Below are 15581 nucleotides of genomic sequence, written 5' to 3' on the forward strand. Positions count from 1 at the left end.
GTGTCACCTGTTTTATTGTTTGATTGGGTTGTTTTGAGTCAGTCTAAAGCATTAAAAATCTGAATGTTAGACGACTAAAGGTTAATTCTGTAACGCTTTATAAAGAAAAAGGACTGCCTGATGATGACCGTCCTTTTTCTTATTATGCATTTAAAACTGCACTAACTTAGAATGCGAAGTGTTCAGCATCTAAAGTCATTAACGGCTCTACACCTGTTGCAATCACGTCAACGTGTGCACGAACACGTGGCAGGATTTTCTTGAAGTAGAAACGTGCAGTAGTCAACTTGGCATTGTAGAAGTCTGCTTCAGTTGTACCGGCAGCAAGTGTTTCCTGAGCAACCAGTGCCATGCGTGCCCATAGGTAGGCAAGGGTTACATAACCAGAGAAGTACAGGTAGTCAACCGCAGCTGCGCCCACTTCTTCAGGGTTTTGCATCGCACGCATACCAATCTGCATGGTCAGGTCACCCCATTCCTTGTTCAATGCCGCAAGCGGTTCAACAAACTCTTTCATTGCAGCATTGTCTTTGTTTGCTTCAGCAAATTTATGGATGATCTTGGTGAAGTCTTTCAACATTGCACCTTGAGTACCCAGAACTTTACGGCCTAACAAGTCCAGTGCCTGGATTTCAGTCGTACCTTCGTACAGGCAAGCGATACGTGTATCACGTACAATTTGCTCCATACCGTGCTCAGAAATAAAGCCATGACCACCGAATACCTGTACACCGTGTTTCGCAGCTTCAGAACCAGTTTCAGTCAGGAAGGCTTTTGCGATAGGTGTGAGCAGAGACAAGATGTTGTCTGCAAATTTACGGTCTGCTTCTTCCGGTGCATGTTCAACCACGTCAGCATATTGTGCTAACAGGTAAACTAGTGCACGACCACCTTCTGCATATGCTTTTTGCGTCAACAGCATATTACGTACCGCAGGATGCACAATAATTGGATCTGCTTCTTTTTCAGGTGCTTTAGGACCAGAAAGAGAGCGCATTGCCAGGCGGTCTTTTGCATATGCAAGTGCGCCTTGGAATGAACCTTCAGATGCTGCAAGACCTTGAACTGCTGTACCGATACGTGCTGTGTTCATGAACGTGAACATGCAGTTCAAGCCGCGGTTTTCAGGTCCAATCAGGAAGCCTTTAGCATTGTCAAAGTTGATCACACACGTTGCGTTACCATGGATACCCATTTTGTGTTCGATCGAACCACAACGTACGCCATTGCGGTCAGCGATTGAACCGTCAGCATTCAGGTTGAATTTTGGTACGATGAACAGAGAAATACCTTTGGTACCTTTCGGTGCGCCAGGAAGGCGAGCCAGTACAATATGAATGATGTTCTCTGCCATGTCATGTTCACCAGCAGAGATAAAGATTTTCTCGCCAGAGATTGCATAACTGCCGTCAGCTTGTGGCTCGGCTTTGGTACGGATAATACCCAGATCAGAACCTGCGTGAGATTCGGTCAGGCACATGGTACCCGTCCACTCGCCTGAAACCAGTTTAGGCAGATAGGTATCTTTTTGTTCTTGCGAACCGTGGTGTTCTAAAGTACGAACTGCACCGTGAGACAGACCCGGGTACATACCCCATGCCCAGTTCGCAGTACCGACCATTTCAGAAATTGTGATGCCTAAAGAGTTAGGAAGACCTTGGCCGCCATATTGCTCTTCAGCAGAAAGAGAAGGGAAGCCCAGCTCGATATATTTTTGGTATGCTTCTTTAAAACCAGTTGGAGTGGTGACAACGCCATCATTCCAGGTACAGCCTTCACGGTCACCGGTCTGGTTAATAGGAGATAATTCATTTTCACAGAAGTCTGCTGCAGCTTCTAAGTACTGATCCACCAGCTCACGGCTTACGTTTTCTTGGAATGCAGGGAGATTTGCATAGTGTTGTTCAGCATTTAATAACTCATGCAAAACGAATTGCATATCACGTAAAGGCGCTTTGTATTGTGGCATATCGGGTTCCTCAATACTGGTTGAACCAGCGTTATAATCTTAGATGAACTAAAACCTGTCGTCACTGACATGGTTTGGAATAGTCTAATCGTGCAACAACTTCCCTTGCGGTACAAGCTTTTTGAGGTGATTTGTTGGTGACTGTAAAGTCAAAGATTAATCTGAATAGTACCTTAAATGTCTTGCGTATAAAGACTTTAGTCATATTCTGCAGGAAAGGAATAGTCAACTGTATGCAAGAAAGTGCCCCCAATAAAAAAGCACCCGAAGGTGCTGATGGTGACGCATTGATTCTTATGTATTAATAGGCAGGCGCTTTAGGCTGGAAACGAACAAGGCATTTGCCATTGATGGTGTGTTCACCCATCTTGATCTGTACTGCAGTACCGTCTTTTTTACCTTGACAGGCTTGGCGCATTGCCTGTTGATGTGCCTGACGTTGAGCCAGACGCTGATCAAACTGTTTGGTTAATTCTGCACGTTGGGCATCAGTCAGGACTTCGCCACGCATCATGCTTCCACGCATGTCACCACGCATTGGACCATATTCAGCTTGCATGCCGCGATATTCGCCACGTTGACCCTTCATCTCTTTACGGTCTGCTTTAAAGACCATCTGGCAGGTACCATCTATGGTTTTATCGCTACTCTTGACCTGAATGGCTGAACCAGCCGCTTTATTGTCGCAGGCCTGTTGAAGCTGTTTGGCAAACTGCATCCGTTCTGCACGTTTCGCCTTAAACTGCTCACGCTGTTCAGGGTTTAGATGATGTTTTTTACCTTCATGATGTTTCATCATGTGGGGGTGATCACTGCTTTGCACATTGCTGGTAGATTGACAGGCAGTCAAGGCACCCATTGATAAAACACTGGCACTGATTAATGCTATTTTTGTCATGGTTTGCATATGATTTATCCCGTTAAAGGTCTGATTCTTTTGATCGTTAAAGATTAAACAATAAAGATGTAGAAACAATGAAGGATTTTTTGATGCAGTGTTCGCTACAATAATGAATATAGAAGAAAAATTGAGATTTCTATTTTGAACATTCGCCGTATTCCCATTGCATTACGTCTATTTTTGACTGTACTGTTGACCACGCTGGTCATTACCACGGTGAGTCTGGGTGTATTGCATCTGAATATGCAGCGTAATTTTGCCCGCTATGTCGCCGATGTCGAAATGCAGAAGCTGGATTATGTGATTGAAAATCTGGCAGATGTCTATGCGGTCTATCAGGACTGGGGTAATGCGATTCAGGCACAGATTCTCCAGATAGAAGGTGAAGCTGCACCGGATGATTATGACCGTTTATCACGCTGGTGGCTGCGCCGTCAGTATGATATTGCCTTGCAGCAGCGTTATTTTCAGGAACAGACCTTGGCTCAGGTCGCACCCAGTATGGTAGATCCGGCGCTGCCACAACGTCAGGTCAATGAAGAAGAATTACGTGTGCTGGCATCTAATTTGCCGTCCCAGTTTCAGCCCTTTGAAGGTTTGAAATTCCCGCTCAGCTCCAATCAGAATCTGTTTAGAGCTGACCGCAAGAAGGGGGAACAGCCAGCACAGCAACCGACCGGCAAGAAGCAGTTTATCCAGATGCCGGATCGTCTTGGTCTCAGTTCACGTCTTTCCCTGTATGATGCCAAGCGTCGTTTTGTGGTCGGTGAGGCTTCGGATGAGCAGGTCTCCTATCGTCCGATTATGGTAAATAACCAGATTGTCGGCTATTTGGGCTTAAAACCGGTACTGGATCAGGATGATGCCTTAAGTATCAATTTCTTCAGTAACCAGAAGCGTTATTTATTTCTGGTATATGCACTCAGCGTTCTGGCAAGTCTGATTGCTTCCCTGTTACTGGCGACTTATTTTAAAAAGCCGATTCAACGTCTGCTGAATGGTACGCGAGCCTTAACCCAGGGTAATTATCAATATCAGATTAAAGTGAACCGCAATGATGAACTGGGTGATTTATCCAATGAACTAAATGCATTGGCGGTAATTCTGGATCAGCATGAAACCTCACGCCGTCAGTGGGTGGCAGATACTTCGCATGAATTAAAAACCCCGCTGGCAGTATTGCAGGCGCAGATTGAAGCAATGCAGGATGGAATCCGTAAACCGACCCCTGAGCATTTTGCTTCCATGCTGGCGCAGGTGAGTAGCCTGAAAAAGCTGACTCAAGATCTGGCTGCACTGGCACAGGCAGACGCCCAGCAATTGCAATTTTATTTCTCGACGGTCAATCCGTGGGAAGTGGTACAGCAGGAACTCATCAACTTCCAGCCGAACTTTGAACAGGCTGAATTGGCAGTCATTGCAGAGGGTGAAGGTACTGAGTTAAATCTGGATCTGGATCGTTTTAAACAGATTGTGGCGAACTTGCTGAGCAACAGTATTCGCTATACTGAAGCAGGCGGGCAGGTTCATATTCATACCACACAGGATGATAAAGAATGGACCCTGTATGTCGATGACAGTCCATATGGCCTGACTGATGAACAACTGGCACGTATTGGTGAACGTTTCTACCGTGTCGATGATTCACGTACCCGGGCCACTGGCGGAACCGGCCTTGGTTTGGCATTATCATGTAAAATTACTCAGGCGCTGGGCGGCAGTTTAAGCTTTGCACATTCACCGTTGGGTGGCTTGCGATGCAAGCTGAGCTTTCCTAAACAAATGAAACCATGAAGGGAATATATTGATGAAACATATCATGCTGGTTGAAGATGAAATCGAACTTGCACAGTTGGTGCGAGACTATCTGGAAGCTGCTGGTTTTGAGGTCAGTATGTTTCATGATGGGCAGGAAGCATATAACAGCTTTACCCAGCGTAAACCGAGTCTGATGATTCTGGATCTGATGGTGCCGCGTATGGACGGTCTGACCATTTGCCGTAAAGTACGAGAACAGTCAGATTTGCCAATTATCATGGTGACCGCGCGTACCGAAGAGATTGATCGCGTGCTGGGGCTGAATATGGGGGCTGATGATTATATCTGTAAGCCATTTAGTCCAAAGGAGCTGGTAGCACGGGTACAGGCTGTGTTACGTCGTTTGGACCGTAAATCAGAACCGGAAAGCAATGACCTGTTCCGCATGGACAAATCCCAGCAACGGATCTGGTACCAGCAAAAAGCTTTGAACCTGACACCGACTGAATTCCGTTTACTGGAATTATTCCTGGAACATGTTGGACAGGTCTATTCTCGTGCGCAATTGCTGGATCATATCAATCCGGACAGTTTTGATGTCGCAGACCGGGTCATTGACAGTCATATCAAAAACCTGCGCCGCAAGATTTCCGATGCAGCTGAAACCGGTAACCGTCATGAGTGGATTCAGGCGGTGTATGGGGTCGGTTACCGTTTTGAATATCCTGAAGACTGATTAAGTTTTTAATGTTTAAGAGAAGCGAATGGGTGAGTACTTATTCGCTTTTTTTATAAAGCATTATTCTTTTGATTTTATGAAAAGAACAGGACACTTGTATAATGCCTCCTGGATCATTTTTAGAGGGTTCTGAAACCTAGGGTTTTTGATGGTTAAGAACTTATTCTGAAAATTATTTATTACTTTTTTAGATTCTGATTGAGTGCGAAAAACTGTTGGCTATCAATATTTTAATTTATTTCAATATAATAATGAATACAGTCTCTAGTATCCTCACCGATTAAAGGAAATCTTGCCCAATTTTTTAAAATGCCTGTTTGGGTGAAACCTGATTTCATCAGGGCGCTTTTTGATCTGCTATGTTCTGCATTACAAAAAGTCTCAATTCTTTCAAGAGTGCTATTATTTTTTAAATAGGTAATTACAGCTTTTAGTGACTCTTGCATGAATCCTTGTCCTTGAAATTTTTTTCCTAGTCCAAAGTGGATTTCCCCACAATTCTCTTTATTAAAAAGCAATACAATTCCCAGAGCCAAATCCGTTTTCTTGTCGCTAACAATCCAGGCAAAATTTTTATCTGGGTCTTCCCAGTTGACCCCACACCAATTTTCCAACATGTTTTTTGTCTGACTTATATTTTTATGTGGCATTCTCTGGAGATATTTGCTCGCTTCCCAGTCTCCGAAATATTCAGTAAAGAGAGAATTTTCATCCCCAGTCTGAAATTTACGTAAATTTAGACGATCAGTTTTTATAGGCGAAGCTAATACTTTGTGAGTTTTCATAGTTATTTAATTTAAAATTCTAGCCTTAGTTTAAAAATATATGATCAGTTTATTCAAGTACAGCTTAAATGCTCCTAAGTAATTTAATTCTCTGTTGATCTGTTTTATTTAACTTTGCTACCACCCGCTCATAAGAATTCAGTACCAAATCTTGGATCAAAGCTTCATCCAGATATTCACTCTCGTAAACTGAAATCCAATGCTGTTTATTCATATGCCAGCCAGTACGAATATATGGATAAATATCCCGCAGCATTGCACCGTGCTCAGGCTCGACTTTTAAATTAATGGCAGCTTTACCTCGCAAATGAAAAGTCAGCATAAAGACTTTATCCATGACTTTATAAACATCGCAGCCCTCACCAAAAGGCTGGGTGACTTTTAGTTCAGGAAGTTTTAAAGCAGTTTGGGCAGTAAGAGTGTGTAAGGTCATAAGCTGTGAATAAATAAAAAAACTGTGGATAGTGTTTAAATTATCCACAGTTTTTATTTTAGATGTGAATAAATTAAGAAGAACAGCTGACCATGACTTCTGGCACATCACTTGGCAATGGTGCTAAATCTTCAGGCTGTTCCAGACCTGACTGTTTCTGATAAGGCTGACTTAATAATTTAAACAGGCGGTCGACTTCAGAAAAATCATCCCGCTCTGCCAGTTCAATGGCTTTCTGTGCCATATGATTCCGCAGAATATAATGCGGATTGGCCAGTTGCATGGCGGCATCCAATTCTTCTATATCCTGATGTTCACGGATAGATTCATATTGCGCCAGGAATGCTTCAAACTGGCGTCGGTCCAGGCAATCATCTTTAAGGGCTTCATAGTCTTTATTTTGCAACCGGATAAAACTCTGGGTGTAGTCCAGTTGCTCACTTTGCAAAATTCGCAGGAAGGCCATTGCACAGTCAAAACTGTCTTTATGGAAACTTAGCAACCCCATTTTCTGGTTTAAACCATGCTCATAATGTTCCAGGAAAGTTGGTTCATAGTGTTCCAGACATTGGGACAGATCCTGTTTCCATTGTTCTTTATCATAGTCTATAGGGCAGAGCGAAATCAGGTTATTCAGCCACATCCATAAATTCCAGTGTCCGATACTGGGCTGCTGCTGATAGGTGTAACGGCCTTGATAATCGGAATGGTTATTGATCCAGTTCGGACGGAAGCGTTCCATAAAACCATAAGGGCCAAAGTCGAGTGTTGAGCCGGTAATATTCAGGTTGTCAGTATTCATGACGCCATGTGCAAAACCGACCAGTTGCCATTTGGCAATCATGACGGCAGTACGCTGAATGACTTTGGTGGCAAAGGCTAATATTGGCTGTTCAGCTTGCAGACATTCCGGATAATGCCACTCGATACATTTTTGCGTGAACTCAGCTAATACATCTGGCTGATATTGATTGATCCACTCAAAATGGCCAAAACGGATATGGCAGTCTGAGCTACGCAACATCATCGCGCCCGGCTCTAGCTTTTCGCGCTGTACCCCCTGAGTAGATGAAGTGAAACCAACTGCATTACTGGATGCCACACCCAAAGCATTTAAGGCATGACCCGCCAGATACTCACGGATCACTGAACGCAGTACGGCCCGGCCATCTCCCATACGCGAATAAGGCGTAGACCCAGCACCTTTTAAGTGTAGATCAATGGTCTGATTATTTTTATCCAGAATTTGTGCAATCAGCAGCCCGCGACCATCTCCCAATTGTCCTGCCCATTGTCCAAACTGATGACCTGCATAGACCATGGCTAAGGGTTCAAACTCAGCAAAGACTTTCTGACCACTACAAATCTCGACCCATTTTGCCTTGTCTTCCTCCGACCATTGCAGCTGTTCTGCCAATGCAGCATTAAAATGTCCGGCTTTTGCGCCTTTTAACGGAAGGGGAAGCTGATGATGATAGAGACAGGACGGAAGTGTTTGATAGCGAGAATTAAAATACATGGCATTCAGTACAGGCTAGGAGTAAATGAACTATAACAAAGATAGTTGTATAAAACTGTTGTATAAGCGAGAGTTCACGTTATCTTTCAGCATAAAAAAAGCCCCGAGCGGGGCTTTTCGTTTTGACAGATTTTTATTGAGAAACTGCAGATTTTTTCAAATTACGAACCAGTAAGTTCAAGGTCTCACGGTGATGGGAAAGACGTTGTTCTACCAGCTGGAATTCAACTTTCAATTTGTCATCCATCTGGTGAATCTTTTCAGCCATCGATGCTTTCTTGACCTGAATTTCCTGTTCTTTCAACTTCGCCCAGTCATTTAAAGTTTGGGTAAAAGCATCATATTCCTGTGCAATCTTGGTTTTCACTGTCGAGATATCTTCAGAAACGTCATGGCCATAAACTGCAAGATCCTGTTCAGCATATTTAAACTTCATTGCCAATTCCGCTTTTTTAATATTAAAGCTAGGAATACGGCGCAAGTTTTTTGCTAAACCGAGTTTAGAGCAGGTCCAGATCAACCATTTGGTTGGATCATACTGCCACCATTTCACGCCATTACGGTAGTCGTACTGGAAAATATGGTGATAGTTATGATAACCCTCACCCCAAGTTGCGATTGCGAGTACAAAATTGTCACGCGCAGTATTTTCGTCAGTATATGGACGATTCCCCCACATATGGCACAGTGAGTTGATGAAGAAAGTGACGTGATGGCTCAGGATTAAACGCATTAATCCGCCTAACAGCAATACACCCCAGACATCGCCTACCATCAAGCCAATAGGTAATAAAATTGCGGCATGAACGGCAATCACTAATGGAACGTAGTATTTGTCCTGAAACATCACTACTTTATCTTTCAACAGATCTGGCGCATTTTTGTAGTTGGCTACACCGGATGGATAATCACGTAACATCCAGCCGATATGTGCATACCAGAAGCCTCGATTGATCGAGTACGGGTCTTGCTCCACGTCATCAACATGACGGTGATGGGTACGGTGACCAGATGCCCAGAATAAAATACTATTCTGTACTGCAAATGTACCCATGATCATCAAGATGATTTTTAATGGTAAGGTGGCTTCATAAGCACGATGTGCCCACAGGCGATGGTATCCTGCTGTAATGCCAAGGCTGCTTACGCCCAGTAAAACAAACATACTGATCCAAGCGGCAACACTAAAATCATGGTGATACGCATACAACGGAATCGCAATCAGGGCTACGATTGGTAAAAATACCAATGCAAACACAGCAATCCAGTTGATGGGGGCTTTGGGTAAGGGAGCATTCATCTCCAACAGCACTCCTAGAACCTCGAAAGGTTTAACAATAAGCAGAAACCGCTGTTCGTTTTAACAGCAGCCTATCTTGTTCATATTAGCATGTGGTCTAGGGCTGCACTAGCATTATTGTACGGTTGTATTGTACTTGTGAGTCTTGGAATAAGCCGACAAAAACTGCCATTTTTCCAAGCTGGATAAACCCTGATTTCTGTCTAAGTGACTGAGGATCATCAACCTTTTATTTTTTTATTTTTGGGTTAGGATAGCTGAAAGGGTTGTTCATAATTTCTACAAGATTACATGTCGGTTTGCAGACAGATGCGGAAAATAAACCTAAGTTAACCTAGACTTAGCATAAGTTTAAGCAGATTCTCTATTTTTAAAAATTGATGAGGGTAAAGATATCAACAAGAAGATAACTGCAAATTTATTATGTAAATGAGGCTAGTACTTTAAAGCTGTTGCAGCATCAGTTTTGGATAATCTGTAATTAAGCCCTGAATACCCCAGTCCCGAAGCTGCTTGGCACGCGTCACATCATTGACCGTCCAGACACTGATATTTAGCTCGGCCGCCTGCGTAGCTTGGATCAGGCCTTGGCTAACCAGTTCATTCATCCAGCCAATATGACAGCATCCCAGTTCCAGCGCCTGATCAATGGCTTGATGTTTGACATCAGTTTCAATCAACAAGCCGCGTTTTAAGCGGGAGTTTTGCTGTTTCAATGCATTCAGGATTTTCGCATCAAAGCTGGTAACAATAGCTGCCTGCTCATAGCCTTGCAGTTGTTGTTCGACTTCTAATGCTATTTTTTCGGCTGCTGCTTCGGAGTCAACGCTTTTGATTTCAACTTCAATATGTTCAAAATTTCGAATGACATTTAAGGTTTGATCAAGGAGCGGAGTGGCTTCGATTTTATTCCATTCTGACCATTTGACTGCATGATTATATTGGACAAGATCTTGACGGTTACACTCATACAAAGGTTTCTGCAAGCCGGTGGTACGAACAAAATTGTCGTCATGCATGATGATTAAAGCATTGTCTTTGAGTTGACGAACATCAAACTCAACGGCGCGAATGCCGATTTCCTGAATATACTGAAAACCGCCCAAGGTATTTTCAGGGGCTTCGCCACGTGCACCACGATGTCCAATTATGCGCATAAGATGCTCATGAGTGGGAAAGTTAAGTTCATTTTGCGAGGGCTACGTGACAGAAGGATGACACTATCTATTTTCGTCAGATGCCCTATAAAATCAAGACACATCTGACGCGTATTTTTAGATGCTAATCTGGAAGCTGATTTTACTTTTCGATGCTGTCATTGATATTTTTTTGCCAGAGCACTTCAGAACCACCCTCAGCGCGTTGCAGGGTACGCGATGCGACAAATAACCAGTCGGATAGACGGTTCAGCAGTTGTAGCGATGCAGCCTGAATATTTTGGTCACGGTGGTGGACTGACATCACGCTGCGTTCGGCACGACGACAGACTGCACGAGCCTGATGGGCAAAGCTGCACACCAGCGTTCCAGCAGGCAGAATAAAGTCTTTTAACATCGGCAAAGCTTCATTCATACGGTCGATATCATTTTCCAGAAACTCAATCGATACCGGTTGCACCAGATTAAAACCCGGAATACACACTTCACCACCCAGATCAAATAGCCAGTGCTGGATCAGACTTAAGGATTTATCCCAAGGAGTTTTATCTTCAATAGTGCTTGCAGAAATCTGCGCGCGTAATACGCCAATTACTGCATTCAGCTCATCGACATCACCCAGCGCGGTAATACGCAAGTCATCTTTGGCAACGCGTGAGCCATCACCAAGCCCTGTAGTACCCGAATCGCCTGTGCGCGTGTAGATTTTACTTAAACGGTGACCCATTTGAATTCCTTGATTTTTTAAATGCTGAATATAAAAAGAATCATGCCATAGGCATGACATGATTCTCAAAAGTATTTCTAAAAAGGTTGAACTTAGTATTTAAAGGTCACACCCGCAGAAGCGAGTCGGCCACCGTTCACATAGTACTGGTCGCCAGCACTATGCACAGTTTTGTATTTCACATCACCGACATTTTCAATGTTAGTAAACAGTTTAACTGTTGGATTAATATTCCAATAGGCATTTAAGTCAACACGTGCATAACCTGGAATATCACGACTAAAGTCCTTCGCTTTCGATTTTGCTACCAGTGCAGCACTTAAACCGTAATCCGCATTTTGTAGACCTGTCGATACAGTGAATGACTGACGAGGGCGACGTAACAGCTCTGAATTCTGTTTCGTATCTTCAGTTTTGACATAAGTGTAACCGGCATTAATAAAGAACTGATCTTTTGCCCATTGTGCCGTCAATTCGCCGCCAGTCATCCTGGCTTCATCAATGTTCTGGTTTTGGTAAACGGTCGTTGGAAACCATCCTTCTCCACAATCAATAATACATACCGAATTAATTAAATTATCGACTTCCGTATAGAAAACGGAAGCACCTGCTAAAATATTTAATGGAAGTTTTTGATCTATCCCCATTTCATACGAAATGCTTTCTTCAGGCTTCAATTGATCATTGCCGCCAAAAGCATACATATCATTTAAAGTCGGTGCCTTAAATGCTGAACCAATATTGGTATAAATGCTGGTATTAGGGAGCAGTTGGTAACGGATACCACCTTGTGCAACGGTATGTGAGCCAAATTTTTCGTTATCTTCGATACGCACACCCACCTGAGTGCTTAAGCTATTTGTCTGATACTGGTGCTGAATATAGTAGCCTGTTGAATTAATGTCTTCATCAAGAGCCTGGGTTTTTGCATCGGTATTACGCTGGGTAATGCCCAGTAAAACATTTTGTGCTGCCGTGAAATTCCATTTGCCATAGATTTCTGCTTCTTGCGTGGTGCTATGTACAAAGCTGCTTGAGGTGACCTGATCTAAGTCATCTTTAAACTGAGATAGACGTGCATTAATTTCAGTAGTTTGTGTTGGGTTAATACGACCTTTTAAATTTACAATTTCATTTTCAAAATCTTGGCTGGAAAATGCACCCCAATTACTGTATTGCACATTTCCTGAATTTTGACTGTAATCGAGTGATGTTGCATAACGCTCTTTTTCAATACCGAATTTTGCACTATAGCCTTTTTGATCATAATTGTAGTTACGGTTGTCATTGATATTGAATACAGGTGTGCCGTCAGTTTCTAAAACCTGACCGCGAATCTGTGCATACACCCCATTTTCTGCCAGGTCAGCACCAATAATTGATTTGTAGGTTTGATTCTCGCCAATTTCACCTGTTACAAAGGCACCTGTTTTTTCAGGCGTTTTTGTTACAAACTGCACTACACCACCAATTGCATCTGTGCCATAAAGCACAGATGCAGGGCCTTTTAAGACTTCAATCTGTTTAAGATCTGTGGTGTCTAAAAATGGAATAGACGCTGTACCTGTGGTGGCTGTATTTAAACGAACACCATCACGTAGTACCAAAACTTGATTGGAATTGGTGCCGCGTAAGAAAATAGAAGTTTGCTGGCCATAACCACCCGATTGCACAACATTAATACTTGGGTCTGTTTTGAGTAAATCTGGTAGTGCTTTAAGAGGTGACTGCTCAAGAATTGCAGGTTCAATAATCGAAATACGTGCTGGCACATTTTCAATTTTTTCTGCAGAGCGAGTCGTCGTGACTACAATGGTATCTAAAGATGCTTTTGCAACTTTTTGCTCGGCGGCATGAACAGATGAAGTGGTACCCAACGCAAGTGCGATCGCACCTACCAAGGCAGTAGGTTGAAATTGAATAGACATGAAATGCTCCATACATTCACTTCCCCGTGAATGATTGAGTTATAGAACACAACAAGCAGGTTTCCGGACTTAAATGTGCAAAGCAGCGACTTTGCTGTATATCCACCTTCCCACATCAAGATGCAGTGGTGTAAACCGAAGGGTTTAAATTGAGATACGTTTCATTTTTTACCGTTGCGGGGGCAGTGCTGGATTTACACCAGCTTCCCTAAAGCCTGAAGGCTTGGACTTGCTGCAAAGTGAGCGCAGTATAAAGTCAGGATGGCGGATACACAATCTGCATCAAGAATAATCCGGATGAACTTTACGCAAGTCAGGAAAATTGCATTACAATGATTTGCCCCAATCTTATAGATTGTTCAATACATTGGTAGATATAGAGCCAACATAATATGCGAACCCGTGCCAAAATTTGTGGAATCACCCGAGTTGAAGATGTACATGCCGTAGTCAATGCTGGCTGTGATGCGATAGGATTTGTATTTTATCCACCGAGTCCGCGGCATGTCACTTTAGAGCAGGCTGAAATCCTGATCCGGGCGGTTCCAGCTTATGTGCAGGCCGTAGGTTTATTTGTAAATAGTCGCGCAGATGAAATCCAGGCGATTTTAAATAAAGTACCGCTGGATATTTTGCAATTTCATGGCGATGAAACACCTGAACAATGTCAGGCCATCGCCCAGCAGGTGGGGCGCCGCTGGTATAAAGCCATTCAGGTGCAACCTGATCTGGATGTGGTTGCAGAAATTCAGCGTTATCAAGATGCAGGCGCAAGTGCAGTACTGTTAGACGCATGGCATCCTGACCTGAAAGGTGGCACAGGGCACAGCTTCGATTGGGATACATTTCCCAAACTCAATATTCCCTTGATCTTGGCAGGCGGTTTAAATCCTGACAATATCGAACAGGCAATTCTCACCACACAGGCGTATGCCGTGGATGTGAGTGGCGGTGTCGAGTCCGCAAAAGGTATTAAAGACCAACAACTCATAGAACGCTTTATGCAAGGAGTCCATCGTGGATCAGCAAAGTACTAGCCAGAACAGTCAGGCAGTTGACTATACCCAATTCCCGGATGAACGCGGGCATTTCGGTATTCATGGCGGACGTTTTGTGTCAGAAACACTCATGGCGGCTTTAGAAGACTTGGAAAAGCTCTATTTTCGTATGAAAGATGATGCGCAGTTTTTGGCAGAATTTGACCGTGACATGGCGTTTTACGTCGGTCGTCCGAGTCCTTTATATCATGCTGAACGATGGTCGAAAGAGTTGGGTGGCGCACAGATTTACCTGAAACGTGAAGACCTGAACCATACCGGTTCTCACAAAGTAAATAATACAATCGGTCAGGCCTTACTGGCGAAGCTTTCCGGCAAGAAACGTATTATTGCCGAAACAGGGGCAGGCCAGCACGGTGTAGCAACGGCAACGATTGCAGCACGTTTAGGTCTTGAATGCGTAGTATTCATGGGCGCAGACGATGTAAAACGTCAGGCGATGAACGTCTACCGTATGCGTTTATTAGGCGCGACGGTTGTGCCGGTAGAAAGTGGATCTAAAACATTGAAAGATGCCATGAACGAAGCCATGCGTGACTGGGTGACCAATGTGGATTCAACTTACTACGTCATTGGTACCGTGGCAGGTCCACATCCATATCCGCAACTGGTTCGTGATTTCCAGTCGATCATTGGTCGTGAAGCACGCCGTCAGATTCAGGAACAGGCAGGCCGTCTGCCAGATGCACTGGTCGCATGTGTCGGTGGTGGATCCAATGCCATGGGCTTGTTCTATCCATTCCTGAATGATCAGGACGTGAAAATGTACGGAGTAGAAGCAGCAGGTCTGGGTATTGAAACTGGTAAGCACTCTGCGCCGTTAAATGCCGGACATGTCGGTGTACTGCATGGTAACCGGACTTACCTGATGTCTGATAAAGAAGGTCAGATCATTGAAACCCATTCAATTTCTGCAGGTTTGGACTATCCGGGTGTGGGTCCGGAACATAGCTTCCTGAAAGATATGGAGCGTGTGAACTATGTACCAATTACAGATACTGAAGCATTACAGGGTTTCCGTGACTTGACCAAGATTGAAGGCATTATTCCGGCGCTGGAAAGTGCACATGCCATGGCATACGTGTCCAAGCTTGCACCGACCATGGACAAGGATCAGATTATTATTGCGACGGTTTCAGGTCGTGGTGATAAGGACTTGATGACTGTGGCACGCATTGATGGCGTAGAAATGGTTGAGATGTAAGTTCCTTAAAGTTCTCTCCTTATAGGAGAGGGTTTGGGAGAGGTTATTTCAAATAAAAAATCGTGCTAATAAAACTTAGCACGATTTTTTTTATCGGACAGAT

Annotated in this window: 13 protein-coding genes and 1 riboswitch; of the genes, 4 read left to right on the top strand and 9 right to left on the bottom strand. The window is 43.7% G+C overall.

Translation table 11 applies throughout. The annotated features are described in order from the left end of the window. Positions 1 to 166: 166 nt before the first annotated feature. Both VXP95_RS08310 and VXP95_RS08315 read right to left on the bottom strand, forming a co-directional pair. Complete coding sequence (locus tag VXP95_RS08310; protein ID WP_416711832.1) at positions 167 to 1969, bottom strand: acyl-CoA dehydrogenase C-terminal domain-containing protein; 1803 nt, start codon at positions 1967 to 1969, stop codon at positions 167 to 169. A 301-nt stretch (positions 1970 to 2270) separates the two neighbouring features. After that, on the bottom strand, positions 2271 to 2876 hold the full coding sequence (locus VXP95_RS08315; RefSeq protein WP_416711833.1) for a hypothetical protein: 606 nt from the start codon (positions 2874 to 2876) through the stop codon (positions 2271 to 2273). A 135-nt stretch (positions 2877 to 3011) separates the two neighbouring features. Between VXP95_RS08315 and baeS the strand changes: the two genes are divergently transcribed. Next, positions 3012 to 4664, top strand: a complete 1653-nt coding sequence (gene baeS, locus VXP95_RS08320) for a sensor histidine kinase efflux regulator BaeS (protein WP_416711834.1) — start codon at positions 3012 to 3014, stop codon at positions 4662 to 4664. 13 nt (positions 4665 to 4677) lie between these two features. After that, positions 4678 to 5364, top strand: a complete 687-nt coding sequence (locus VXP95_RS08325) for a response regulator (protein WP_064094738.1) — start codon at positions 4678 to 4680, stop codon at positions 5362 to 5364. A gap of 233 nt (positions 5365 to 5597) precedes the next feature. Here the strand turns inward: VXP95_RS08325 and VXP95_RS08330 are convergent, their stop codons facing one another. From VXP95_RS08330 to VXP95_RS08360, 7 genes are all read right to left on the bottom strand, one after another. Continuing rightward, positions 5598 to 6152 carry a GNAT family N-acetyltransferase gene (locus VXP95_RS08330; protein ID WP_416711835.1) on the bottom strand — a complete coding sequence of 185 codons (555 nt, stop codon included), beginning with the start codon at positions 6150 to 6152 and terminating at the stop codon, positions 5598 to 5600. A 64-nt stretch (positions 6153 to 6216) separates the two neighbouring features. Next, positions 6217 to 6585, bottom strand: a complete 369-nt coding sequence (locus VXP95_RS08335; protein ID WP_416680349.1) for an MmcQ/YjbR family DNA-binding protein — start codon at positions 6583 to 6585, stop codon at positions 6217 to 6219. Between the two features lie 73 nt (positions 6586 to 6658). Further along, positions 6659 to 8104, bottom strand: a complete 1446-nt coding sequence (locus tag VXP95_RS08340) for a protein adenylyltransferase SelO (protein ID WP_416711836.1) — start codon at positions 8102 to 8104, stop codon at positions 6659 to 6661. Between the two features lie 133 nt (positions 8105 to 8237). After that, positions 8238 to 9404 (bottom strand): acyl-CoA desaturase, encoded by a 1167-nt coding sequence (locus VXP95_RS08345; protein ID WP_064094732.1) that lies wholly within the window; start codon positions 9402 to 9404, stop codon positions 8238 to 8240. A gap of 443 nt (positions 9405 to 9847) precedes the next feature. Beyond that, the gene (locus tag VXP95_RS08350; RefSeq protein WP_416680347.1) at positions 9848 to 10561 is read right to left on the bottom strand and encodes a glycerophosphodiester phosphodiesterase; all 714 of its coding nucleotides are present in this window, start codon (positions 10559 to 10561) and stop codon (positions 9848 to 9850) included. 142 nt (positions 10562 to 10703) lie between these two features. Further along, positions 10704 to 11288 carry a cob(I)yrinic acid a,c-diamide adenosyltransferase gene (locus tag VXP95_RS08355; protein ID WP_064102308.1) on the bottom strand — a complete coding sequence of 195 codons (585 nt, stop codon included), beginning with the start codon at positions 11286 to 11288 and terminating at the stop codon, positions 10704 to 10706. A gap of 92 nt (positions 11289 to 11380) precedes the next feature. Further along, positions 11381 to 13216, bottom strand: coding sequence for a TonB-dependent receptor plug domain-containing protein (locus VXP95_RS08360; RefSeq protein ID WP_416711837.1), 1836 nt, complete (start codon positions 13214 to 13216; stop codon positions 11381 to 11383). 36 nt (positions 13217 to 13252) lie between these two features. Further along, a riboswitch (cobalamin riboswitch) is annotated at positions 13253 to 13464 on the bottom strand. A gap of 144 nt (positions 13465 to 13608) precedes the next feature. Between VXP95_RS08360 and VXP95_RS08365 the strand changes: the two genes are divergently transcribed. Together VXP95_RS08365 and trpB are read left to right on the top strand one after the other, a co-directional pair. After that, entirely contained in the window at positions 13609 to 14253 is a 645-nt protein-coding gene (locus VXP95_RS08365; RefSeq protein ID WP_416680344.1) for a phosphoribosylanthranilate isomerase, read from the top strand. Beyond that, positions 14234 to 15478: a tryptophan synthase subunit beta gene (gene trpB / locus VXP95_RS08370; protein WP_144724093.1), complete on the top strand. Its 1245-nt coding sequence runs from the start codon at positions 14234 to 14236 to the stop codon at positions 15476 to 15478. The genes VXP95_RS08365 and trpB overlap by 20 nt, the downstream gene beginning before the upstream one ends. Positions 15479 to 15581 lie beyond the last annotated feature (103 nt).

Source organism: Acinetobacter sp. 226, from assembly GCF_048147925.1.
In the GTDB taxonomy this organism is placed as follows: domain Bacteria; phylum Pseudomonadota; class Gammaproteobacteria; order Pseudomonadales; family Moraxellaceae; genus Acinetobacter; species Acinetobacter pecorum.